This window comes from Mucilaginibacter pocheonensis (assembly GCF_031456535.1).
Lineage (GTDB): Bacteria > Bacteroidota > Bacteroidia > Sphingobacteriales > Sphingobacteriaceae > Mucilaginibacter > Mucilaginibacter pocheonensis.
Window position 1 is genome coordinate 84337 of record NZ_JAVDUU010000006.1, and the last position, 25452, is coordinate 109788.

A 25452-nucleotide genomic window follows, 5' to 3' on the forward strand; every position below is an offset into this window, starting at 1 on the left:
ACGTGCATATAAACTTTAATCTTTAGGCGGATTTTTTATCGGGTAAACAGGCTGCTCCTCCTTCTCATGCTTTTTAGCGATGTTTCCTCGGTGGGGTTTGTCGGCATGGTATTGTTGGTCTTCTTTGCGCACCTTGCTTTTGCCGCCATTGTCATTAGGCCGGTCGGTTGGTGTGTCCGAAGGTGATGGTTTGTTTGGTGAATTTGCTGGCTTTGTCATGCATTTTTTAACAATTAATTGAAGGTTTTTGTTTATTTTGTATAGATAAAGACGTTAATAAATGTTAAAACTGCATCGTGAATGCGCTAATAAACAACATTTATAACTAATAAACTTTTACCTTTAAGGCGTGTTTCTTAATTTCGCACAAATCCGGGTGGGTGGTTGTGTATGAGCGGTTATCATCTCATATTTAAAACCTCACATCTCATATCTATACAGAATGGAAGAATTTGAAGCAAGTGCATCGTCAAAAAAAACAAAGACCATATACATATCTACCGTATTTGGTATTGCCATGGTATTGGTAATGGTAGGGCTCCTTGGCCTTATATTAGTACATGCTAACAATCTTTCGCGTTATGTAAAAGAAAATATAGTACTTAATATTTTTGTTGATGATGCCGCGCACGAAACCGATGTTTTGCAATTACAAAAACAGCTGGATGGTAACCCCATGGTTAAACAAACCCAGTATGTAAGCAAGGAACTGGCCGCACGTAACCTGCAAAAGGATCTGGGCGAGGACTTTGTGAAGTTTTTAGGCTATAACCCGCTTTCGCAATCACTTGATGTTTATTTGAAAGCCGACTACACCAATAACAAAGATATTGAAAAATTTAAGGCCGATTTGTTGAAGAACCCTTTGGTTAAAGAGGTAAAATATCAGCAATCTCTGGTTGATCAGATGAACCAGAATGTTGGTTCAATAAGCTTGGTCATTCTGGTATTTGCAGGCATATTTGTAGTATTGTCAGTGGCGTTAATTAATAATACCATCAGACTGGCTATTTACTCGCAGCGTTTCCTCATCAAGTCAATGCAGTTAGTGGGAGCGACAAAAGGCTTTATCCGCAAACCATTTTTGTTTTATGGCATGTGGCACGGGCTTTTGGGAGGGTTGATAGCAATTATCTTATTAATAGGCACGCTTTATCTGGCATACAGGCAGGTTCCTGACCTGGTAATACTTCAAAATAAAACCGAGTTTGGCATCGTGTTTTTAGGAGTTATAGGAATAGGTATATTCATTTCGGCCTTTAGCACCTTTTTGGCGGTCAACAAATTTTTACGTTTAAAAATATACGATCTATATAGATAGTTTAAATACAAGACACTAACTCAACAATTTAGCAGTTAAAATATATGGCACAACAGTTTAAACCGGCTTCAACTGTAAAAACAACAGCACAAGCTAAACCCGCAGTAAAAGCAACAGGTACCGAGCCGGTACAATTTATATTTGATAAAAGTAACTACCGGTTATTGATCATCAGCGTTGCTGTAGTAGCTTTGGGCTTCGTATTAATGGCTGGTACAACTGACATCTACAGCACAGCCAAAATTGTTATTGCCCCTATTGTGGTGCTGGCAGGATTTGCATTGGGCTTTTTTGCAATTTTAAAAAAGCCGTCAGTTAATTAATTGCAACAATTGGTTGTGAGTGTTTGGTGAGGTTAAAACTAAACCTATCCAAACAGTGTAACCAGCTCAATTTAACATATCAAGCCATCTACCCCTAATGAATATCATACACGTTATTATCCTTGCTATAATTGAAGGGATAACAGAATTTTTACCGGTATCATCAACCGGCCATATGATCGTTGCGTCATCACTAATGGGCATAGCCGCCGATCCCTTTGTTAAACTTTTTACTATCGCCATACAGCTGGGCGCCATATTATCAGTAGTGGTTTTATATTACAAAAGGTTTCTGCAATCTGTTAATTTTTATGTAAAACTGCTTGTAGCTTTTATCCCTGCAGCCATATTTGGGGTGTTGTTCAGCAAAAAAATAGATGCCTTGCTGGAGAGCGCGTTAACCGTAGGCATTACCTTATTTGTTGGGGGTATCATATTGCTATTTGTTGATAAATGGTTTAATAAGCCAACCGTAAAGGCCGAGAAGGATATCAACTATTTTACAGCGCTTAAAATTGGCTTTTTTCAATGTTTAGCCATGATTCCGGGTACATCACGGTCGGCAGCAACCATTGTAGGTGGTATGTCGCAAAAATTAACCCGTACCGCGGCTGCCGAGTTCTCTTTCTTTTTGGCAGTACCCACCATGTTTGCGGCAACTGCCAAAAAACTATATGATTTCCATAAAGAAGGCCACATATTTACTGGCGAGGAAATTAAATTACTGGCTATTGGCAATGTAATTGCGTTTATAGTAGCCATGCTGGCCATCAAAACGTTCATTACATTTTTAGAGCGGAAGGGTTTTGTGATCTTCGGCTGGTATCGCATTGTGGTTGGAGCGGTGATCATTGGTTTGATACTGACCGGACACCAGCTACAAACTATTTAAAATCGTATCTCTGTTATAACGCGAAGAATCTGTTCGCGCTGTGTTGTTACAGGGTATATTGCCGCCGGATAGAAAATGGCGACAATCTTCTTCATATTAAAGCCCGAAATTCTGATTCGGGCAAAAATCCTACCTTTGCCGCGAATCCCGCACGGTCGGGGCAAAATTATCCATATTGAAAAAAACTTATACCAAAATAGAAGAATTTGCCGAAGGCCAATTGCTGCTGGTTAATAAACCCTACAAATGGACAAGCTTTGATGTTGTAGGTAAGATACGCAACACATTTAAACCCCTTAAATTAAAAGTGGGTCATGCAGGTACGCTTGATCCGCTGGCTACAGGGTTGCTCATCATCTGTACCGGTAAAATGACCAAACAGATCGATACCTTTCAAGCCGAAGAAAAGGAATATACAGGCACCATGACATTGGGCGCTACCACGCCATCGTACGATATGGAGACCGAGCCTGATAATAAATTTGATATCAGCCAACTTACACCAGATCAGCTGCGTAATAACTGCGAACAGTTTATTGGGGATATACAGCAATATCCACCTGCGCACTCGGCTGTAAAAATTGATGGTGAACGTTTGTATGAAAAGGCGCGCCGGGGCGAAGATGTGGAGAAACGTTTACGCAACGTGACCGTTACGGCGTTTGAGCTAACCCGTATTGAACTGCCGGAGGTTGATTTTCGGGTAGTTTGCAGCAAAGGAACCTATATCCGTTCGCTAATAAATGATTTCGGAGCGGCGTTGAATAACGGGGCATATCTTTCAAAATTAAGGCGCACACGCAGCGGTAGCTACCAGGTTGCTGATGCCTGGGAGGTAATGGAGTTGGTAAATATGATAAGGGAACTAAAAGCAAATGAACCGGCGACAGAGTAAATACATTTTTACGTCAAAATACCCGCCTGGTTTAATACGGTCAACTAAAAAATTAACTTTGTGTTTTTACTCATAAAATGAGGATCTACAATAACATTGACGAATTTACAGCGGTAAAAAATGCAGTAGTTACCATCGGAACCTTTGATGGGGTACATATTGGTCACCGTAAAATAATTTCAGGGATAAAAGAACTGGCCGATAGCACAGATGGCGAAACGGTTATTTTAACCTTTTTTCCGCATCCGCGCATGATATTGCACCCTGAGGATGAAAGTCTGAAACTGATCACTACCATTACCGAAAAGGCGCAATTGATGGAAGCTTTAGGGGTTGACCATTTGATCATTACACCGTTTTCAAGAGATTTTTCAAATCAGACCGCCGAAGAGTATATCCGTGACGTGCTGGTGAATAAAATAGGCACCAAAAAGATTGTAATAGGTTATGACCACCGTTTTGGTAAAGACAGGCAGGGCGGCCTTGACGACCTGCTAAGGCTTGGGCCGGTTTATGGGTTTGATGTAGCCGAGATACCCGAGCAGGATATAAACGAGGTGGCCATCAGTTCAACCCGCATCAGGAAAGCCTTATTAAACGGACAGATAGACCTGGCCAATTCATTTTTGGGATATCCCTTTTTTATTACGGGTACAGTAACCCGCGGCGATCAGCTTGGCAGGCAGCTGGGCTATCCAACGGCCAATATTCTGATCGCAGAAACTTACAAGCTCATCCCTTCCGACGGTATCTTTGCTGTAACAGTGCATGTTGCCGGCATTGGGTATAAAGGCATGGCTTATATAGGCAGCCGCCCTACAGTAAATGGCCTTACCCGCAATATTGAGGTAAATATATTTGATTTTGATAAGGAGATCTATAACCAGCCCATCCGTATGGATTTTCACCATTACGTACGCGGTGATATTAAATTTGCCTCTCTTGATGAGCTTAAAGTACAGTTGGCAAAAGACAGGGAAGATGTGCTGGCATTGTTATAACCCACCAACTTTCCCTTTTTGAGAGAGCTTTTAAGCATTAATCTTAGTTTTTTTAAAAAGTCGCCTCAATCGGGGGAGATTTAGAGGGGGTTTCGTACCTTTACCTGTCAATATGGCTCTGACAGTTGCCTTGGCGCAATTGTTGAGTTTGTAGGATCATATCAAATTAATATGTTAGATTTTATCAGTAAGCTTTTTGGAAGCAAATCAGAACGGGATGTAAAAGGGATACAGCCTATAGTTGAAAAAATTAAGGCTGAATTTGCAAAACTCGACAACATCAGCAATGATGAGCTTAGAGCTAAAACCATAGATTTTAAAGAAACCATAGCCCAGGGGCTTTCAGGCATTGATAGCGAGATACAAGCTATTAAAGACCGCACTGAAAACGAACTGGATATGGATGTGAGCGAAAAGGTAGAGCTTTATACCCAGCTGGACAAACTGGAAAAAGACCGAAATAAAGAGCTGGAAGATATATTGTTAAACATTTTGCCCGAAGCTTTTGCGGTAGTAAAAGAAACTGCCCGCCGCTTTGCAGCTAACAAAACCATTGAAGTTACAGCTACCGGGTTTGACCGCGAACTTGCCGCAAGAAAAAGTAATGTGGTGATTAAAGGCGATCAGGCTATACACCACAATACCTGGCTTGCTGCCGGTAATGAGGTAACCTGGGATATGGTACACTATGATGTTCAGCTAATTGGCGGTATTGTACTGCACCAGGGTAAAATAGCTGAAATGGCCACAGGCGAAGGTAAAACGCTGGTAGCCACACTGCCTGCATACTTAAACGCACTTGCCGGTCAGGGTGTTCATATTGTAACGGTGAATGATTACCTGGCCCGTCGTGATAGTGAGTGGATGGGGCCGCTATACGAATTTCATGGTTTATCAGTTGATTGTATTGATAAACACGAGCCAAACTCCGAAGAGCGCCGTGCCGCTTATTTGGCGGATATTACTTTTGGTACCAACAATGAATTCGGTTTTGATTACCTGCGTGACAATATGACACGTAGCCCGGAAGAATTGGTGCAGCGCAAATTACATTACGCAATGGTGGATGAGGTTGACTCGGTGTTGATTGATGATGCCCGTACACCTTTGATTATATCAGGCCCTATACCACGTGGCGATGAGCATGAGTTTTATGAGCTAAAACCGCGCATTGAGCGTTTGGTTAACGCGCAAAAAACCTATGTTAATAGTGTACTGAACGAAGCTAAAAAGGCAATTAATGAAGGCAATGCCGATGTTGATGGCGGAGGGCTGGCTTTACTGCGAGCCTTTAGGGGGCTGCCGAAAAGCAAAGCTCTGATCAAGTTTTTGAGTGAAGGTGGCAACCGTACAATTTTGCAAAAGGTTGAAAATCATTATATGCAGGATCAGGGCAAGGATATGCCTAAGGTTGATGCCGAACTTTACTTTGTTATCGACGAAAAAAATAACCAGGTTGAGCTTGCCGAAAAAGGTATTGAACTGATCACTGCTTCGGGCGAAGACCCTCACTTTTTTGTGATGCCTGATGTAGGTACCGAAATTGCAGAGATCGAAAAATCAAGTATGAGCGCAGAAGAAAAAATTGCTCGTAAAGATGAATTAATGCGCGATTTTTCGATCAAATCAGAACGTATACATTCGGTTAACCAGCTATTAAAGGCTTATACCCTTTTTGAAAAAGATACTGAATATATTTTGGACGAAGGGAAGGTGAAAATTGTGGATGAGCAAACTGGCCGTGTATTGGATGGTCGCCGTTACTCTGATGGTTTGCACCAGGCTATTGAAGCTAAGGAAAATGTAAAGGTAGAGGATGCAACGCAAACATTTGCTACTATTACCCTGCAAAACTATTTCAGGATGTACCATAAGCTTTGCGGTATGACAGGTACGGCCGTAACAGAAGCAGGTGAGTTTTGGGAAATTTACAAGCTTGATGTGGTTGAGATACCAACCAACACCAAAATAAGCCGTGATGACAGGCAAGATCTTGTTTATCGTACTGTGCGTGAAAAATATAATGCTGTTGCCGAAGAAATAGTTAAGCTTACAGAGGCCGGCAGACCGGTACTGGTAGGTACAACCTCAGTGGAAATTTCTGAATTACTGAGTCGTATGCTCAAGCTGCGCGGCATTAAACATAATGTACTGAATGCCAAAATGCACCAGAAAGAGGCCGACATTGTGGCCGAAGCCGGTAAAACTGGTACGGTAACTATTGCTACCAACATGGCGGGCCGTGGTACAGATATAAAATTAGGGCCTGGCGTTAAGGACGCCGGTGGTTTGGCCATTGTAGGTACCGAACGTCACGAATCGCGCCGGGTTGACAGGCAGTTGCGTGGTCGTGCGGGCAGGCAGGGCGACCCGGGTTCATCCCAGTTCTTTGTATCGTTAGAAGATAACCTGATGCGTTTATTCGGATCAGAGCGTATATCAAACCTGATGGTACGTATGGGTATTGAAGAGGGCGAAGTGATACAGCACTCCATGATATCTAAATCAATTGAGCGTGCGCAGAAAAAGGTAGAAGAGAACAACTTTGGTATCCGTAAGCGTTTGCTTGAGTATGATGATGTGATGAACTCACAGCGTACCGTTATTTACACCAAGCGTAAGAATGCACTGTTTGGCGAACGCCTTGACGTTGATTTAAGCAATACCATTTTTGATGTTGTTGAAGATATTGTTACCGAATATAAAGAAACCAACAATTACGAAGGGTTTACATTAGAGATCATTCGCTTGTTTTCGGTTGATATTGAATTAGATATCAATGAGTTTGCGGCAACATCCATTCCTGCCCTTACTGACAGGACCTTCCAAACCGTAATGGACTTTTACAAACGCAAGGCAGAGGCGGTAGCCCAGCAGGCTTACCCTGTGTTAAAAGACGTGTTTGATACCCGCGGCCAGTACGTAGAAAATATAGTGGTGCCATTTAGTGATGGTATACACGGTATACAGGTTTCTGTTCCGCTTAAAAAGGCGGTAGATAATCATGGGGTTGAAGTATTCAAATCGTTTGAAAAGAACGTAACCCTGTACCTGATTGATGATGCCTGGAAAGAGCACTTGCGCGAAATGGATGAATTAAAACAATCTGTTCAGAATGCGGTTTATGAGCAAAAAGACCCTTTATTGGTTTACAAGTTTGAAGCTTTTGAACTATTTAGAGGAATGCTGGCTAATGTAAACAAAGAAATCGTGAGTTTCTTGTTCAGAGGTGGCATCCCGGTTCAGCAACAGGCCGAAGAGGTGAAAGAAGCCAAACCACAGCCTAAGCTTGATTTGCGTAAAATGAAAACTTCAAAACCTGAACTGGTAAGCGAAAGTAGTGGTTTGCCGATGGATGACTTCCGTGAACCGCAAAAGGCTACCCCGGTTAGGGCCGAGAACAAAATAGGTCGTAATGATCCATGTCCTTGCGGAAGTGGGAAAAAATATAAAAACTGTCACGGCGTAGGACAGAATTAAGAGTTCAACACCACGTTATTGCTTCGTGCCTTGCAATGACGGTTTATATAAAACTATGAAAACAGCAGTATTTGATCATAAAGCTAAATCAGCCCTCATCAAATACTGCATTTTTTTTGTGCTGGCAACAGCATCAGTCCCAACCTTTGCCCAGCAAGCCCGGGGCAGGGTTGAGGTAATTAAAGATCCCCTCGTTGATACCCTGATAGCCAAACGATTTGAATTGAATAAGCAAGTTGGCACAACGCCGGCATTTTCATCGTACGGGTACCGTGTGCAAATATTTAGCGGATCAAATCGTAAGGACGCTTATAATGCGCAAGCGCGGCTGCAAAGTGAATACCCCGAATTGCGGACGTATATCATTTACAGCGAACCCAATTTTAAGGTTCGCGCCGGCGATTTCAGGACACGTCTGGAAGCTGAAAAGTTAATGCAGGAGCTTCGGACTTCATTTTCGAGCCTGTTCATTATATCTGAAAAAATAAACCTGCCCAAAACTGATACCGATAATGATTAAACAGCAAATACAGGAGTTATCTAATAAAATATTTGATGATGTGGTGGCCAACCGCCGCCATTTACACAGCCATCCGGAGCTTTCATTCCATGAGTTGCAAACCTCTGTTTTTGTAGCCAACAAACTGGAAGAATTGGGCTTGGAATATCACAAAATGGCTGATACCGGTTTGGTAGCCCTGATAAAAGGCGATAAGCCATCAAATAATGTGATAGCCCTTCGTGCGGATATGGACGCCTTACCTATTACCGAGGCTAATGATGTACCTTATAAATCGCAAAACGTAGGGGTAATGCACGCCTGTGGCCATGATGTGCATACATCATCATTATTGGGCACGGCCCGTATTTTAACGGAGTTAAAAAGCCAGTTTGCCGGTACAATAAAATTGATATTTCAACCAGCCGAAGAAAAGCTGCCCGGAGGGGCCAGTATCATGATCAAAGAAGGGGTGTTGGAAAACCCAAAACCACAAGCGGTATTTGGGCAGCATGTAATGCCTTTAATTGATGCAGGTAAGGTAGGTTTCAGGGCAGGTAAATATATGGCCTCAACTGATGAGCTTTATGTTACTGTAAAGGGCAGGGGCGGTCATGGCGCGCAACCACAACAAAATATTGATCCGGTAATTATTACCGCCCATATACTAACCGCGTTACAACAGGTGGTAAGTCGCTTTGCCGATCCAAAAAGCCCGTCGGTATTGTCATTTGGTAAGGTAATTGCCAATGGCGCCACCAATGTGATTCCGAATGAAGTTTATCTGGAGGGTACATTCCGTACGCTGGATGAAAAATGGCGTGAAGAAGCCCATAAACGCATGAAAAAAATGGCCGAAGGCATTGCAGAAAGTATGGGGGGCAGTTGCGAATTCACTATTATGCGGGGATACCCTTTCCTGATCAATGAAGAAAAGTTAACGGCGGCTACACGTGGCTATGCAGAAGATTATTTAGGTAAAGAGAATGTACTTGACCTGGATATCTGGATGGCTGCGGAAGATTTTGCATATTACTCGCAAGCGGCGGCCTCTTGTTTTTATCGTTTAGGTACACGTAATGAGAGCCGTGGCATTACCTCGTCAGTACATACCCCAACTTTTGATATTGAGGAAGACGCCTTTAAAATAAGCACAGGTTTAATGGCCTACCTGGCCATAAAGCAACTTGGGAATTAATATTCGCAGGCAATGAGTGATACCGGGTTTACTTCGGCATCTTTCATGAAAGGCAATGTGCGGGGGGCATTTTTTTAATTTTTGTACATCTATCAACAGTGATAAAAAAAATATTATTCATGCTGGCTTTAGCTATGGCTGGCAGCACTGCTTTTGCACAGCAGATCAATCGTTTTAATCCGGATACTATTAAAACCATTGTTATTGATTCGCTGGTTGATATTAAATCGCATAAATTAAACGCGCAGGATTTTATTGACGCGGTATTGGCCGATACCAGTTTTTATAAAGCTTTTCAAAACATGAAACGTTATGGTTTCATAGCCGAGAACCGCATTTTTACCTATGATAAAAAGAATAAGGTAGATGGCAAAATATACCGTAAAATACTGCATGCCAATACCGCAGGCAAGCATAAAATGGAATATTTAGCCAAGCTGGACAGTGGGAACATGTTTAAAAAGAACGGCAAATACCAACTGTATACAGTAGAAATGTTCGACTATATTTTCATGAATGCCTACAATTCTGATTTTGTTAAGGGGGATGCCCTGCCAGGGTCAGGCGGTAAAAATGAATCATATAAAGACAAGCTTAAAACACTTATATTCACGCCTGGCCGTAAGGTAAAAGGTATCCCGTTCATCAGTAGCAAAACAGAAATATTTTCAGGTGATATGCGCGAATATTATTATTACGAATTTGCCCGTGGCAAATACCTGGACACTATCCCGGTTTACCGCTTTAGAGTGCGATGCAAACCAAGCACATCAGATGGCGATACCATGATCAAGGAAATGACCACCATATTTGATGAACGCACATTCCAGATACTGGGCCGTTATATTGATATGAAGTTCAGTAATATGTTTGTTGATTTTAATGTACAAATGAATATTGAGCTCAACAACTTTCAGGGCGAGCTATTGCCAACTAAAATAACCTACCAGGGCAACTGGAATATTCCTTTCCATAAAGAGGAGCGTGCCAGCTTTTTAATAGTGCATAAAGATTATAAAAAGGAATAATTTGATGGAAGAAATTACCAGTCGGCGGCATTGGAAAAAATTCTATTTAAATGTGTTTCTTTTAACACTTTATTTCCTTTTGTTAGCAGCCGCTGTGGGATTACTTTACAAAGAAGCGCTTTCAGTAGCAGGGGAAATATTTATAATTTTGATTTGCCTGTGCCTGGTAATTATGGCGTTATATACCATAATTCGTTATTTTAAAAATGCTCCGGAGTTTTGCGTCAATACCATTTCGGTAACATTTACCCGTAACGGTACTTTTTTTTGGAAGGATCTGGAACGCATTCAAATGTCGGGCAAATGGCCCTTTAAATTTATGCTTGATTATCCACGGGAAGGGATGATGCTTAAATTTACAGGTAGTAAAGAAATTTATGTATATGATGACATGTACGCTAATACAGCTGCTCTTAAACAATTCATAAGTCATCATATTCTTACTAAGCCTTGTCAGCAAAGCATAATACTCAAAAAAGATAAACCTGCAACCGGTAGTAGTGAGCAATTTGTATGGTATAAAGGCAGTCAATGGTTCAGCTTCAGAGGAATGGTTTTATCGCTGACGCTTGCATTTTTACTTTATGCTATTATAGTAGCAAGTAACGTCGGCTTAATGATGGTTATGTTTTGTATTGGTATTGTTTGTTTCTTGATATTTTCGGGCTTGGTGTATTATTTTGGCATATCAGATAATTACTTTGTAGTTCAAAATCCTAACTTAATTTGGATTAGAACAAAATACCGGCTCAATGATATACAGGAAGTTGTTTTTGAACAGCAGCATTCTAAAATGCCTTATTCATTAAGAATTGTAACCAAAGATTTTGAAAGCAATTTATATATGGCAGGAGCATTACGACGCACAACATGGAAACAGTTACAGAACGACCTTGAAAACAGAAATATTAAGGTGCGTAATGAATGTATATTTTGATAAAGTGAAGAACAACAAAGCCCCTGTTTTACAGGGGCTTTGTTGTTTATAAGCTATTAATCCATTTTACCAGCTCTTCACGAGATTTTCCCGTTTTCTGCTGGAGTTTTCCTAACAGTTCGTCGTCTTTACCTTCTTCCCTTACCAGGTCATCGTCGGTTAAATCTCCGTAGGCTTGCTTTATTTTTCCTTTTAATTCGTTCCAGCCGCCTTTTAATTCTAATCTGTCCATAATGTTTCTTTTATTTAGATGTATTTAAAGAACACCGTGGTTAGAATTTGGTTTTTGAGAAATGGATAATGACGTCCTTAATCTCTCTCTACAATGCACCGGCCTTTATTTCATCAACTACAGCAGGATCAAGCAGGGTAGAGGTATCTCCTAAATTGGAAGTATCACCCTCAGCTATTTTACGTAGTATACGACGCATGATCTTACCGGAGCGGGTTTTGGGCAGGCCCGTTACAAATTGTATCTTATCCGGCTTGGCAATAGCTCCAATAATGCGGGATACGGTCATGATGATATCTTTGCGGGTAAGGTCATCATCAGCATGGTGTTTTGGGCAAACCACAAAAGCGTAGATGCCCTGTCCTTTAATATCATGCGGATAACCAACTACTGCCGATTCTACCACACTGCTGTGCATGTTAATGGCGTTCTCTACCTCGGCTGTACCAATCCTATGGCCCGACACATTCAACACGTCATCAACGCGGCCGGTAATGCGGTAATATCCGTCCTCATCGCGTAAGCAACCATCGCCGGTAAAGTAAAGATCCTGGTAAGCAGCAAAGTAGGTAGTGCGGCACCGTTCATGATCGCCATAAGTGGTACGCAGCATGCCAGGCCATGGGAACTTGATGCACAAGTTGCCGCTTACACCATTACCTTCAATCACCTTGCCGTTCTCATCAACCAGTACAGGTTGTACGCCAGGTAAGGGCAGGGTAGCATAACCCGGTTTTGTAGGTGTAATCCCGGCAATTGGCGATATCATAAAGCCGCCGGTTTCGGTTTGCCACCAGGTATCAACAATAGGGCATTGTTTATGGCCTATCTTTTCGTCAAACCAGTGCCAGGCTTCCTCGTTAATTGGCTCACCAACCGAGCCCAGTTTTTTAATCGAACTAAAATCTTTTCCCTTTAAAGCATCGTCACCAAAACCCATTAGCGAGCGGATAGCCGTTGGCGCAGTATATAATATATTTACCTTATATTTTTCAACAATGTCCCAAAACCGGCCGGGAGTTGGCCATGAGGGAATGCCCTCAAACAACACAGCGGTAGCTCCTTGTGATAGCGGACCGTACGCGATATAAGAGTGGCCGGTGATCCAGCCGATATCGGCAGTACAAAAATAAACCTCGCCCTTATTGTACTGGAAAGCATTGGCAAATGTATAGCCTGTATAAACCATATAACCGCCGCAGGTATGCACAACCCCTTTTGGCTTGCCGGTTGATCCGGATGTATAAAGGATGAACAACATATCCTCAGCATCCATTTCTTCTGCCGGGCAATCTACATTACCCTGTGTCTCTACCTTCTTTACCTCATCTTCCCACCAAACATCGCGGCCCTTGATCATTGAAACCGGCGTGCGGCTGCGGGTAAGTACAATTACTTTCTGTATGGTTGGGCATTGTACCAGGGCATCGTCAATGATTGATTTCAGGGGGATCTCTTTATTGCCTCTGAAACCACCGTCGGCAGTTATAACGATGTTGCAGGTAGCATCATTGATCCTGTCGGCTATTGATTGTGCCGAAAACCCGCCAAACACAACCGAATGGATAGCTCCAATACGGGCGCAGGCCAGTACGGCAATTGCCAGTTCGGGTACCATTGGCATATAAATGCAAATACGGTCGCCCTTTTTTGCGCCATTGTTTTTAAGCACATTGGCAAACTGGCAAACTTTATCATAAAGCTGGCGGTAGGTTAAAATCCGGTGATTTTCCTGCGGGTCATTTGGTTCCCATATAATGGCAGGTTTGTCGCCCAGTGTTTCCAGGTGGCGGTCAAGACAATTTTCGGTAATATTAAGCTTGGCTCCCTGAAACCATTTGATGTTAGGTTCTCTAAAGTCCCATTCCAGTACTTTATCCCATTTTTTGCGCCATAAAAAGTTTTCGGCAATGCCGGACCAAAATTGTTCAGGCTGTTCAACACTTTGCTGATAAACCTGTTTATATTCATCAAATGATGTAATCTTCATAATAAGTGGTATTCAAAAGGTGGGCGTAAATTAATAATTTCTGCTCGATGTATAAATTAAAAACGTCACTTTTTAAATAATTTTAAAAAGTGGGTTTGTTTAAGTAGTAAATATGCTGGAATTAAGGCTTTTGACTTATTTTAAAAAGAATTTGAAAATAATTAAAGACACTGTTGAATATTTGAGTAAAAAGTCTGATATTTGCAAACTCTTTTTGAATAAAGGGTTGATAATTAAAAATATTTGTCATGTCAAGAATTTGTGATCTAACAGGAAAAGGGTCTATAGTTGGTAACAACGTTTCAAACTCAAACGTTAAAACAAAACGTAGGTTTCATCCAAACTTAAAACTTAAAAAGTTTTATATCCCTGAAGAAGATAAATGGATTACCTTAAAGGTATCTACATCAGCTGTTAAAACTATCAGCAAAAACGGTATTACTGCCTGTATCAATAAATTTGTAAAAAAAGGATACATTTAGTAGGTATTACGTTCAAAAGTTTACGTAACGCGTAAACATTAAACGCAATAAATAATTAAAAAATTACGTAAGCCGTGAGGTGATACGTACAACATAACAAAACAATGGCAAAAAAAGGCAACAGGGTTCAGGTAATTTTAGAATGTACTGAACACAAAACAAGCGGTATGCCAGGCATGTCTCGCTATATTACCACTAAGAACAAAAAAAATACCACTGAAAGACTGGAGATGAAAAAATTCAACCCGGTTTTAAGGAAAGTAACAGTTCATAAAGAGATTAAGTAATTGGTTGATTAAGTTGATTGGTTGATGGGATTGAAGTTCTGACAACAATTAACTCACTAATTCAATAATTCACTAATTCAATAATAAAGAAATGGCAAAGAAAGTAGTTGCAACACTGAAAGTAGCAGGTAAAGGCAAAGAATATTCAAAAGTGATCACTATGAGCAAATCACCTAAAACTGGTGCTTACTCATTTAAAGAGCAAATTGTCCCTAACGATTTTGTTAAGGATGCAATTGCAGGTAAAACTCTGTAATAACAGCTGATTAAAATATTAAAGCCGTCTTGTTTTTACGAGAGGGCTTTTTTTGTTGAGGGATATGTTGCTGATATTTCAGATAAGCAAACTGATCATTGTTATTATAACATTAGCCTGATATCTGTTAGCTTAAGTATCGGCATATTTGCAGAGCTAAATTTAAACATCAAAAATCGGCATATTTGAAATCTGCACATCTGCACATCTAAAATCTGCACATCTGAAAAATTATGGGGTTATTTGATTTTTTTAAGAAAAAGGAAAACACGCAACAAGAGCAGGAAGCACTTGATACAGGTTTGGAAAAAACCAAGGATAACTTTTTTTCAAAGATCACCAAGGTAATTGCCGGTAAATCAACCGTTGACGATGATGTTCTTGATGATTTGGAAGAAGTTTTGGTAACCTCTGACGTTGGCGTAAGTACTACCTTAAAAATAATTGAACGCATACAAGTCCGGGTAGCCCGCGATAAATATGTAGGCACAAGCGAACTGAACGTTTTGCTGAAAGACGAAATTCAGCAATTGCTGGCCGAAAACAACAGCAACGATTTCAGGAACTTTGAATACGGCAACCACAAACCTTATGTAATTATGGTGGTGGGCGTTAATGGTGTAGGTAAAACTACTACTATTGGTAAACTTGCCCATAAACTAAAGCAGGCCGGCAATAAGGTTGTTTTAGGTGCTGCTGATACTTTTCGTGCAGCAGCTGTCGATCAGCTGCAGCTTTGGGGTAAACGTGTTGATGTAAAAGTAGTGGCACAACCAATGGGATCAGATCCGGCATCAGTTGCCTATGACACCTTGCGCTCGGCCGTTGCCAATGGCGATGACGTAGCTATCATTGATACAGCGGGTCGTTTGCATAATAAAGTGGGTTTAATGAACGAGCTTACCAAGATCAAAAATGTAATGCAGAAGGTAATACCGGGCGCCCCGCATGAAATATTGCTGGTGCTTGATGCCTCAACCGGCCAAAATGCTATTGAACAGTGCAAGCAATTTACCGAGGCAACCAACGTTAATGCCCTGGCCTTAACCAAGCTTGATGGTACGGCCAAAGGTGGCGTGGTAATAGGTATATCTGACCAGTTTAAAATCCCGGTAAAATATATTGGTGTTGGCGAAGGCATGGAACATTTACAGCTTTTTGACAGGCAGGCATTTGTGGATAGCTTGTTTAAGCAGTAATTATTAAGAATAACGTTATTGTGAGCCACCTCGCGATGACGCATTGAGATAAAATGAAGACAAAAGAAATCTATCAGCCCAAAAAAGTAGTTAAACCCCGTGTAAACGTGGTTACTTTAGGCTGCTCAAAAAATATATACGATTCTGAGATATTGATGGGCCAGCTAAAAGGCAACCAGTTTGATGTAGTGCATGAGGCTGATAAGGTAAACCGCGATGATATCATTGTAATAAATACCTGCGGTTTTATTGATAATGCCAAGCAGGAATCTATTGATACCATTTTGCAATACAGCGAGCTAAAGGAGCAGGGCAAGGTGGGCAAAGTAATTGTAACCGGTTGCCTGAGCGAGCGGTATAAGCCCGAACTGGAAGCCGAGATTACTAACGTTGATGCGTACTTTGGCACCAATGATCTGCAAAACCTGCTGCATTCAGTTGGTGCGGATTATAAATATGAACTCATTGGCGAGCGGTTATTAACCACGCCATCACATTTTGCTTATTTTAAAATTGCCGAAGGTTGTAACCGTCCGTGTTCATTTTGCGCTATTCCGCTAATGCGCGGTAAGCACCTGAGCACACCTATTGACCAACTGGTTAAAGACGCGCAGGCCCTTGTTAAAAACGGCACAAAGGAGTTGATACTGATAGCCCAGGACTTAACCTATTATGGACTTGACCTGTATGGTAAACGCAACCTGGATGAATTGCTGCGCCGTTTATCTGATGTTAATGGTGTGGAATGGATCAGGCTGCAATATGCTTATCCATCAGGTTTTCCGATGGAAATTCTGGATGTGATGAATGAGCGTGCCAATATTTGCAAATACATGGATATGCCTTTACAGCACATCAGCGATGATATGCTGAAATCAATGCGCCGGGGTATCACTAAGCAAAAAACCATCGACCTGGTAAACCAGATCCGTGATAAGGTTCCTGGTATTGCTATGCGTACTACGCTTATCACAGGCTATCCGGGCGAAACCGAGCAGGATTTTGAAGAAATGCAGCAGTGGGTTGAAGAAACGCAGTTTGACCGCCTGGGGTGCTTTACCTATTCGCACGAGGAAAAAACCCACGCCCATTCTTTGGTTGACGATGTGCCCGATGAGATAAAACAACAACGCGCCGATGCCATTATGGAAATTCAGCAGGGTATTTCATTTGACAAGAACCAGGAAAAAATAGGGCAAACCTTTAAAGTATTGGTTGATAAAAAAGATGGTAATTACTTTGTTGGCCGAACTGAATATGATTCGCCCGAAGTGGATAACGAGGTTTTGATAGATGCCAGTATTGATTATGCAACTGTTGGAAGCTTTGTTAATGTAAAGGTTGACAGCGCAGAAGACTTTGACCTTTATGGACAAATTGTAAAATAATGCTAATTTGTGGCACATTACCAGTAATGATTTTACATTTGGATTAATGGAAGCCTCCTGTACAAGTTATAAAAGCACCGGTTTTTTTTCGCCGACAGTTATTGATTATCTCGAAAACCGGGCCGATCTCAGACCCTTTTACAACTACCGTCCTGATATGGACGGCTTTGCCGATCTGTTGAAGAACAAAAAGGTTGTAGCCAACCGGGAAACATTGGTACGTGTATTAACCAAACAATATGCTGTTAAGCCCGAAAGTATTGAAGCCGGCACAAACCTTAACACATATAATGTACAACCACAGGTAACTCAAAACTTACAGCTTCTTAAACTCAACAATACCTATACCATAACTACCGGTCACCAGCTTAACATATTTGCAGGTCCCTTATATTTCCTTTACAAAATTGCTACCGCCATTAAATTGACGCAGCAGTTAAAAGCTGCCCATCCTGACAAGAATTTTGTACCGGTATACTGGATGGCCAGTGAAGATCATGACTTTGCCGAGATCAATTACACTAACATAGGCGGTAAAAAAGTGCACTGGTGGTACGAAGCGTCGGGGGCAACGGGGCGTATAAATCCCGATACCATGCGCCAGGCCCTAAACCAGTATAAAGGTGTTTTAGGAATTGAGGGGCACTCGAAAGACCTTGCCGAAATTGTGGAGACCGCTTATACCCGTTTTGATAAACTTGCCGATGCCACCCGATACCTGGTCAACTCATTGTTTGGACAGTACGGGTTGGTAATTATTGATGCCGACGATCACGAGTTTAAACAACAGTTTGCCCCAATTATGGAACAGGACATTATTGGGCAAAACAGCTTTAAAAATATCAGCGCTACTAATGAGGCTTTACAAAAGCTGGGTGTACACATACAGGTTAATCCGCGCGAAATAAACTTTTTTTATCTGAAAGATCAATTGCGTGAGCGCATAGTTTTTGAGCAGGATGGCTACCAGGTAATGAATACAGATATTCGCTTTACCGAGGCTGAGTTAAAACAGGAAATTGCAGTAGCTCCCGAGCGATTTAGCCCCAACGTGGTCATGCGTCCGTTGTACCAGGAGTGTATCCTACCCAATATTGCTTACATAGGTGGTGGCGCCGAGATTGTGTACTGGCTGGAATTGAAATCAAACTTTGATTTTTACAAGGTTGATTTTCCTATTTTGATATTGCGCAATTCGGCTTTGATAGTACGTAAAGAACAAGCCGCAAAAATTGAACGCATGGATCTTGATGCCGCCAACCTGTTTAAACAAACGGATATCCTGCAGGCTGAATGGATAAAAAAACATAGCGAACATAATCTGTCACTGGAAGAAGAATGGCGCCAGTTAAGCGCTGTTTTTGAAAAAATAAAGCTGCGTTCCTATAAGATCGATCCTACATTATCACCATCGGCAGCGGCGGTACAGGCGCGTCTTAAACACGCTGTTGATAACCTGGAAAAGAAACTAATTAAGGCCGAAAAACGCAACTACCAGGTAAGGCTTGAGCAGCTATCGGCAGTAAAAGCGGAGCTTTTTCCAAAAGATAGTCTGCAGGAACGTACAGAAAACTTTGGGTTAATGTACGTAAAATGGGGGCAATCATTCATTGACGAACTCATTCGCCATTTTGAACCATTGGATTTTGAATTTACTATCCTCACAGAGGCATAAGCTTAGGAATTTTACTAATCTTCCCCCTGCTTTTAACCGACCTTTTAGTTTACCCGTTTTACCTCAAATATGAGTAATTTCGCGCATGGAAATTGCAAAACCTACTATACTTGTTGTAAACGATGATGGAATTACTGCCCCCGGTATAAAAGCTTTAATGGATGCCATGAGCGATATTGGCAGAGTGGTGGTGGTAGCACCTGATAGTCCGCAATCTGGTATGGGGCATGCTATTACTATAGGCAAGCCATTGCGTTTGGACAAGGTTGAAATATATGAAGGTATTGAAATGTACCGTTGTTCAGGCACACCGGTTGATTGTGTAAAGCTGGCTGTAAATAAAATATTCAAAGGCAAAAAGCCAGATCTGTGTGTATCTGGTATTAATCATGGTTTAAATAACTCAATCAATGTTTTGTACTCGGGTACCATGTCGGCGGCCGTGGAGGGCGCAATTGAGAGTATCCCGTCGATTGGATTTTCTTTAGATGATTTTACCCTGCAAGCCGATTTTAGCCCTTGTATAAAATATGTTAAAGAGCTGGCGTTGCAGGTTTTAACAAACGGGCTACCCCAGGCCACGTTACTTAATGTAAACTTTCCCAACAGCGATAATATAAAAGGCATAAAGATTTGCAGGCAGGCCAATGCCAAATGGGCCGAAGAATTTGACGAACGGATAGACCCGCATAAACGGCCTTATTATTGGTTAACCGGCGTTTTTCAGCTAAATGACGGCGGCGAAGATACAGATGTGTGGGCGTTAGAGCATAATTACGTATCAGTAGTGCCTATACAGTTTGACATGACGGCCCATCACGCTATCCCTTTTTTAAATAACTGGAAATTCAATGCTTAAGAACAATAGTATAATGGCCGGCATAATTTACGGATTAACATTGCCCGTGATAAGTGTGTTTGTTTTTCTGTACATATTAAAGGGCAATTTCTTAATATTTAATAAACCGGGGGTGCCATATCTGGTAGCTATTGGTTTGAATTTGTTAATAGCGCGCTATTGTTCCAGGAAAAAGCTGGACAAAACAGTCATGGGTATTGCGGCTGTCACCTTTATATTTATGCTGGCGGTTTTTATATTTAAATTACAACCAATTAAATGAAATACTACCTGGTAGCCGGCGAAGCTTCGGGAGACCTGCATGGAGCTAATTTGATTAAGGCACTGAAGGAGCTTGACCCGGACGCGGAATTTCGTTTTTTTGGGGGCGATCTGATGCAGGCCGCGGGTGGTACATTGGTGAAGCATTACGCCGATATGGCGTTTATGGGTTTTGTAGAGGTGATCTTAAATTTGCCGGTTATCCTAAAAAATCTAAAACAGTGCAAGTTGGATATCAAAACATGGCAGCCTGATGTTTTGATACTTATTGATTTTCCGGGGTTTAACTTAAAAATTGCCGCTTATGCCAAATCCATCGGTTTAAACGTAAACTATTATATATCACCCAAAGTATGGGCCTGGAATCAGAAAAGGGTACTGAAGATCAAAAAAATAGTCGACCATTTGTTTTGTATACTGCCCTTCGAGGTTGAATTTTATAAAACTTGGGGTATGAACGTTGACTATGTAGGTAACCCCCTGCTCGATGCCATCGCTGCTTTTAAACCAGATGCCGATTTTTTACAACAGTACCAGCTTACGGGCAAAAAGATCATTGCTTTGCTGCCCGGCAGCCGCAGGCAGGAGATCAGTAAATTGTTACCCGAAATGATAAATGTGGCAGGTAGATTTACTGATTATCAGTTTGTAATAGCTGGCGCACCATCATTTGATAAGGGGTATTATGACCAGTTTTTAGAAGATGAGGACATTCCTGTGCTGTTTAACGCTACTTACAACTTATTGAGCCATGCTCACGCGGCTATTGTTGCTTCGGGAACAGCTACATTGGAGACTGCTTTATTCAATGTGCCCCAGGTAGTTGTTTATAAAGGCAATGCTCTTACCATTGCCATAGCGCGTATGGTAGTAAAACTGGAGTTTATATCATTGGTTAACCTCATCATGAACAAGGGCGTGGTAAAAGAGTTGATACAGGAGGAGTGTACCGCATTAAAAATAACGGAACAACTTAACCTGATGGTCAACGATGAAGCATATCGTCAAAATATGCTGGCCAATTATAGGGAGCTTAATGAGCGGATGGGACAGCCGGGAGCATCTGCAAAAGCCGCTGCATTGATTGTTAAATATGCATTAAATAAATAAAGCCCTGTTTTGGCAGGGCTCTATTGTTTTCATAGGTAAAGTGTATATGTTGATCAGATAGCGGCGATGTTTGTACCGTTATCTGTTTATTGCTGTTTGTTAAGAAGCAATGCGTAAAAATTGATTCCTGGCTTTTATGGCTTTCAAGTCAGTCATAATGATCCTTTTTAACTGATTATCAAAACTTGATACTAATTTGCTGGTTGATGATTTTTTGTTCGCTTTCATAGTTTTAGTTTTATAGTATTAATTTTAGTTTTCTTTTTTGGGTTCGTCGTCTTCGGTAAGGTTATCTTTCCGGCGTTTAGCTTCTTTATATTGTCTTAATATTTGTTCTTCATCACGTTCATCTGATGTTTTTGTTGGCTCCACCGGATTGTCCCATTCTTTTTCCTCTTCCTTAACCGTTTTCTTCTTGGTTTCCATAACAGTGGTGTTTAATAAGTACTATTCCAATTCAATGCCAAAAATTTAACTATTGAAAAAAAAATAAATAAAAGATCTATTTTTTCTTGGTGATTACACGTAAACGACTGTTTATGAAAGGTTTTTGTTCTGGAAAAAAATACGCTTTTTTTATGCAGACATATAAACGCTGCAAAATAATCGACGTATCAGGCTATCGGTTTTCGAACAGTAGTACTAATTCCGTACATTTTTATGGTAGTTTAACAGGTGCGCAGCCAGCGCTATAATTGCCAGTCCACCGCCTATAGCACATACCCCGTTCCATTGATAGTTTCTCCAGAGAAGACTGGCTAAAAATGTACCCGAAGAACCGCCTATAAAATAAGACACCATGTAAACCGTATTTAGACGATTTCGGGCCTCTGGTATCAAGGCAAAAATGATCGACTGGTTTGAAATATGTGTTGCCTGTACCCCCATGTCTAAAATGATCACTCCTATAATTAGCCCGATTATACTATGGCTTGAGAAATAAAAAATAATATAGGAGATCAGCACCAGCGATAAGGTAAAGCCGGATAATTTATAAGAATCCATTTTATCGCTCAGTCTGCCCATTAGTCCGGCTGCCAGTGCGCCAAATGCACCCACAAGACCAAAAGCGCCGGCTGCGGCGCTGCCTTCATTAAATTGAGGTTGCTTTAATAAAAACACCAGCGTGGTCCAAAATGCGCTAAAGCCTGCAAAGCATAACGCCCCTCTAAAGGCCGCCATACGTAATTTGGGTTGGGTTTTAATGAGGTGGATGAGCGAGCTCATTAGCTTTTTGTAATTGCCTTTATAATCGGGTTCAACTTCTGGTAAAAAGAAAAATATCATCAGCCAAATTGCCACCATTAAACCAGCAGCTACATAAAACATAAACCGCCAGCCAAAATGCTCACCTATAAAGCCGCTTAAGGTACGGGATAGCAGTATGCCTATCAGCAGGCCGCCCATTATAAAACCTAATTTTTTACCGCGTTCATGCGGTTGCGCCAAATGGGCTGCCATGGGTATTAATAGCTGGGGCACAATTGATGATAGGCCAAGCAGAAATCCTGCAATAGTTAATATAAAAATAGATGGTGCAACAGCGCTGATCAATAATGAAAGGATCATGAGCACAAAATCTATCACTATGAGGCGTTTCCGTTTTACCATATCGGCCAATGGAACAATGAAAAGCAAGCCACAGGCATAGCCAATTTGTGTAAATAACGACAGTTGCTGCGCCTTTTTATCAGTTATATTAAAAGTATGTGCAATATCAGCAAGCAGGGGCTGATTATAATATATATTGGCCACAACCAGTGCTGTTGCAATGGTCATTGTCCATAATGTAAATTGAGTTAAATGCGGGTGATTTTTTGTATGGCTAACCGTCATTATCTTGTTTAAGTATCAAATTAGGCGCAAAAATGACAAAGCATTTTGAAATGAATGCTTGTTTTAAGTAATTTTTATTTCACAATAAATAATAAGATGGAATTTAAAGAGTTTAATATTTTAACAAAGCGAGTTTGTTTGACGATGTTTTTCAATGATTTTATTTGAAAAATTCATTTTTTATCGTGCTTTTATCCTTTTTTTTCATGATGTCATTAAAAATGGATCTTAATCTGACGGTTTTGGGATATTTCGGTTGATTTTAATGTTAAAATTTGTTAAAAAACATCAAATTGGCAAAATTAAAATAGCATCACATAATAATTCGGTCTGTATTTTGTTATTAATGTGTATTATTTAAAACAACTTTAAAAAATTATAATTTTATCAAATTTTTATTAGTATTTTTGACAATCAAATAGGGGATGTGGAGTTAATTGGGAAATGTTACAAAAAAATTACAAAATAAATTTTGGTAATTTGAAAGTTAGTGTTAGTTTTACACTATAATAAAAACACAAAAAAGTCTTCTCATAATTTAGGTTTATAATTGGTTAGTAAAGGCCCCTGCCCATCAGGGGCTTTACTTATTTTAAAGGGCTGGTAAGCTCTTTAGCCAAATATAAATGAATGATCGCCCGCTATTTTTTCCACTCGTTATCAACCATACGCCAAATATTTAATGGGTTGGCATCTTGCAAGGCTAATGGTAATAAACTGTTGGGCCAGTTTTGATAGCATACCGGCCGTACCCAGCGTTTTGCCGCATTAATGCCAACCGCCGTAAAACGACTATCTGTAGTAGCCGGATAAGGGCCGCCATGTACCATACTGGCACAAACCTCAACGCCTGTAGGTACGCCATTAAATAAGATCCGGCCTGCAATCGACGGCAATATATCTACCAGTGCCTGATGGTCGGTCAAATCCTGAATGGTGCCCATTACTGTAGTAGTAAGCTGTCCGGATACGGATTTTAAAACAGTTATCAATTCCTGTTCGTCCTTACAACTTACCATGAGCGAGTATGGTCCAAAAACTTCTTCATGAAGCAATGGGTTTGCCAAAAATGCTTCGCCGCTTACCAGGGCAACCGCAGGCCGCGCTTCAATATCATGGGCTGCTATAGCAGCCTGCTTTACCAAAGTTACATCCTGTTGCTTAAGTGCTTCGCCACTTTTTTTAACGTAGGCCGAATGAATGCCCGCGTGCAGCATTTTGGCCGGCTGCACTGCTTCAATACCGGTGCTTAGATGATCGAGAAAATTGTGCAGAGCTTCACTTTCAATCGCCAGCATTAAACCAGGGTTGGTACAAAACTGGCCCATACCCAAAGTTATGGATCCTGCATACTGAGCGCCCAGTGCAGCCGCATTTTTTTGAAGCGTATCTTCTAAAAAGATAACCGGGTTAATGCTGCCCATTTCTGAAAAAACCGGTATCGGATTTTTTCTTTGTGCCGAATAATCAACCAGGGCCTTACCGCCCACCGTTGAGCCTGTAAAGCCTACTGCAGCTGTATGTTCGGCTTGTACTAAGGCCTTGCCGCTTTCAAACGAGGTGCCATGTACATGTTGAAAAACATCTTCGGGCATATTACAGATGGTTATGGCTTTTTTGATGGCAGTGTATACCATTTCAGACGTTTCGGCATGGGCGGGGTGTGCTTTTACCACAACCGGACAACCTGCTGCCAGCGCACTGGCAGTATCGCCGCCAGCAGTAGAGTAGGCGAACGGAAAATTACTGGCCCCAAAAACCACTACCGGCCCTAATGGGATCAGCATTTTTCGCAGATCGGGTTTGGGCAGCGGGGTTCTTTCTGGTAATGCTGTATCAATGGTTGCTTCTACCCAACTGCCTTCGCGAAGCATAGTGGCAAACATTCGCAATTGTGCGGTAGTGCGGGCACGCTCGCCGGTTAAACGAGGTATGGGTAAGTTGGTTTCTTCAGATGCTTTTTGCAACAGGGCATCACCAAGTGCCTCAATTTCACTCGCTATAGTATCTAAAAATGTACTTTTTTCCTGGATGCTCTTTTTCTGGAAAATTTCAAATGCAGCATGCGAGCGCTGCATTACCTGATTTATTTCTTCAACGCTTGCTTCTTTAAACTGGTTAGCCATGGCAGATCTTATAAAATGTTATGTAACAGGAACGGTTTTAGCCGAATATATTTTAACAAATATATTGAAACATGGTTCAGAAAAGTTCATTGATACTACCTATTAATGGTAGGATTTTGGCTTTTTAACAAAAAAATTACCAAGTATCAGGTAATTATATTGCGATAGGATTGATCC

At 41.2% G+C, this 25452-nt stretch carries 25 protein-coding genes; 18 read left to right on the forward strand and 7 right to left on the reverse strand.

What is annotated here, in order from left to right; genetic code table 11:
• Nucleotides 1–15: 15 nt before the first annotated feature.
• Nucleotides 16–219: a hypothetical protein gene (locus J2W55_RS25405; RefSeq protein ID WP_310103240.1), complete on the reverse strand. Its 204-nt coding sequence runs from the start codon at nt 217–219 to the stop codon at nt 16–18.
• 223 nt (nt 220–442) lie between these two features.
• Here J2W55_RS25405 and J2W55_RS25410 point away from each other — a divergent pair, with 223 nt between their 5' ends.
• From J2W55_RS25410 to J2W55_RS25455, 10 genes are all read left to right on the forward strand, one after another.
• Nucleotides 443–1321, forward strand: coding sequence for a cell division protein FtsX (locus J2W55_RS25410; RefSeq protein WP_310103243.1), 879 nt, complete (start codon nt 443–445; stop codon nt 1319–1321).
• 44 nt (nt 1322–1365) lie between these two features.
• Nucleotides 1366–1644 carry a DUF3098 domain-containing protein gene (locus tag J2W55_RS25415; protein ID WP_310103246.1) on the forward strand — a complete coding sequence of 93 codons (279 nt, stop codon included), beginning with the start codon at nt 1366–1368 and terminating at the stop codon, nt 1642–1644.
• 97 nt (nt 1645–1741) lie between these two features.
• On the forward strand, nt 1742–2536 hold the full coding sequence (locus J2W55_RS25420; RefSeq protein ID WP_310103249.1) for an undecaprenyl-diphosphate phosphatase: 795 nt from the start codon (nt 1742–1744) through the stop codon (nt 2534–2536).
• 175 nt (nt 2537–2711) lie between these two features.
• Complete coding sequence (truB, locus tag J2W55_RS25425) at nt 2712–3431, forward strand: tRNA pseudouridine(55) synthase TruB (RefSeq protein ID WP_310103252.1); 720 nt, start codon at nt 2712–2714, stop codon at nt 3429–3431.
• Between the two features lie 77 nt (nt 3432–3508).
• Nucleotides 3509–4432 (forward strand): bifunctional riboflavin kinase/FAD synthetase, encoded by a 924-nt coding sequence (locus J2W55_RS25430; RefSeq protein WP_310103255.1) that lies wholly within the window; start codon nt 3509–3511, stop codon nt 4430–4432.
• A gap of 171 nt (nt 4433–4603) precedes the next feature.
• A complete protein-coding gene (gene secA / locus J2W55_RS25435; RefSeq protein WP_310103258.1) occupies nt 4604–7912 on the forward strand; it encodes a preprotein translocase subunit SecA in 3309 nt (1102 codons plus the stop codon).
• A 55-nt stretch (nt 7913–7967) separates the two neighbouring features.
• Nucleotides 7968–8432 (forward strand): SPOR domain-containing protein, encoded by a 465-nt coding sequence (locus J2W55_RS25440; protein WP_310103261.1) that lies wholly within the window; start codon nt 7968–7970, stop codon nt 8430–8432.
• Nucleotides 8425–9609, forward strand: a complete 1185-nt coding sequence (locus tag J2W55_RS25445; protein WP_310103264.1) for a M20 metallopeptidase family protein — start codon at nt 8425–8427, stop codon at nt 9607–9609. The genes J2W55_RS25440 and J2W55_RS25445 overlap by 8 nt, the downstream gene beginning before the upstream one ends.
• A 119-nt stretch (nt 9610–9728) precedes the next feature.
• Nucleotides 9729–10637: a hypothetical protein gene (locus J2W55_RS25450; protein ID WP_310103267.1), complete on the forward strand. Its 909-nt coding sequence runs from the start codon at nt 9729–9731 to the stop codon at nt 10635–10637.
• A gap of 4 nt (nt 10638–10641) precedes the next feature.
• Nucleotides 10642–11574, forward strand: coding sequence for a hypothetical protein (locus J2W55_RS25455; RefSeq protein ID WP_310103270.1), 933 nt, complete (start codon nt 10642–10644; stop codon nt 11572–11574).
• A 46-nt stretch (nt 11575–11620) separates the two neighbouring features.
• Here the strand turns inward: J2W55_RS25455 and J2W55_RS25460 are convergent, their stop codons facing one another.
• Both J2W55_RS25460 and acs read right to left on the reverse strand, forming a co-directional pair.
• Nucleotides 11621–11806, reverse strand: coding sequence for a CsbD family protein (locus J2W55_RS25460; protein ID WP_310103272.1), 186 nt, complete (start codon nt 11804–11806; stop codon nt 11621–11623).
• 88 nt (nt 11807–11894) lie between these two features.
• Nucleotides 11895–13796: an acetate--CoA ligase gene (acs, locus tag J2W55_RS25465; RefSeq protein ID WP_310103275.1), complete on the reverse strand. Its 1902-nt coding sequence runs from the start codon at nt 13794–13796 to the stop codon at nt 11895–11897.
• A gap of 248 nt (nt 13797–14044) precedes the next feature.
• On the opposite strand from acs, the gene rpmB reads away from it, so the two are divergent.
• The 8 genes from rpmB to lpxB all read left to right on the forward strand — a co-directional run bounded on the left by rpmB (nt 14045) and on the right by lpxB (nt 21313).
• On the forward strand, nt 14045–14278 hold the full coding sequence (gene rpmB / locus J2W55_RS25470; protein ID WP_022830076.1) for a 50S ribosomal protein L28: 234 nt from the start codon (nt 14045–14047) through the stop codon (nt 14276–14278).
• A gap of 104 nt (nt 14279–14382) precedes the next feature.
• On the forward strand, nt 14383–14565 hold the full coding sequence (gene rpmG / locus J2W55_RS25475; protein WP_067063463.1) for a 50S ribosomal protein L33: 183 nt from the start codon (nt 14383–14385) through the stop codon (nt 14563–14565).
• Nucleotides 14566–14656: 91 nt separating this feature from the next.
• Nucleotides 14657–14821 carry a DUF4295 domain-containing protein gene (locus J2W55_RS25480; protein WP_310103329.1) on the forward strand — a complete coding sequence of 55 codons (165 nt, stop codon included), beginning with the start codon at nt 14657–14659 and terminating at the stop codon, nt 14819–14821.
• A gap of 233 nt (nt 14822–15054) precedes the next feature.
• Complete coding sequence (ftsY, locus tag J2W55_RS25485) at nt 15055–16020, forward strand: signal recognition particle-docking protein FtsY (protein ID WP_310103333.1); 966 nt, start codon at nt 15055–15057, stop codon at nt 16018–16020.
• A 53-nt stretch (nt 16021–16073) separates the two neighbouring features.
• Nucleotides 16074–17408, forward strand: coding sequence for a 30S ribosomal protein S12 methylthiotransferase RimO (gene rimO / locus J2W55_RS25490; RefSeq protein WP_310103336.1), 1335 nt, complete (start codon nt 16074–16076; stop codon nt 17406–17408).
• 46 nt (nt 17409–17454) lie between these two features.
• Complete coding sequence (gene bshC / locus J2W55_RS25495) at nt 17455–19083, forward strand: bacillithiol biosynthesis cysteine-adding enzyme BshC (protein ID WP_310103339.1); 1629 nt, start codon at nt 17455–17457, stop codon at nt 19081–19083.
• An 85-nt stretch (nt 19084–19168) separates the two neighbouring features.
• Nucleotides 19169–19942, forward strand: a complete 774-nt coding sequence (surE, locus tag J2W55_RS25500) for a 5'/3'-nucleotidase SurE (RefSeq protein WP_310103341.1) — start codon at nt 19169–19171, stop codon at nt 19940–19942.
• Nucleotides 19943–20200: 258 nt separating this feature from the next.
• Nucleotides 20201–21313 (forward strand): lipid-A-disaccharide synthase, encoded by a 1113-nt coding sequence (gene lpxB, locus J2W55_RS25505; RefSeq protein WP_310103344.1) that lies wholly within the window; start codon nt 20201–20203, stop codon nt 21311–21313.
• A gap of 99 nt (nt 21314–21412) precedes the next feature.
• On the opposite strand, the gene J2W55_RS25510 is transcribed toward lpxB, so the two are convergent.
• The 4 genes from J2W55_RS25510 to J2W55_RS25525 form a co-directional block, all read right to left on the reverse strand.
• A complete protein-coding gene (locus J2W55_RS25510) occupies nt 21413–21541 on the reverse strand; it encodes a hypothetical protein (RefSeq protein ID WP_310103347.1) in 129 nt (42 codons plus the stop codon).
• Nucleotides 21542–21565: 24 nt separating this feature from the next.
• Nucleotides 21566–21739, reverse strand: a complete 174-nt coding sequence (locus J2W55_RS25515) for a hypothetical protein (protein WP_310103350.1) — start codon at nt 21737–21739, stop codon at nt 21566–21568.
• 216 nt (nt 21740–21955) lie between these two features.
• Nucleotides 21956–23092 carry an MFS transporter gene (locus tag J2W55_RS25520; RefSeq protein WP_310103353.1) on the reverse strand — a complete coding sequence of 379 codons (1137 nt, stop codon included), beginning with the start codon at nt 23090–23092 and terminating at the stop codon, nt 21956–21958.
• A 698-nt stretch (nt 23093–23790) separates the two neighbouring features.
• A complete protein-coding gene (locus J2W55_RS25525; RefSeq protein ID WP_310103355.1) occupies nt 23791–25275 on the reverse strand; it encodes an aldehyde dehydrogenase (NADP(+)) in 1485 nt (494 codons plus the stop codon).
• Between the last annotated feature and the right edge of the window lie 177 nt (nt 25276–25452).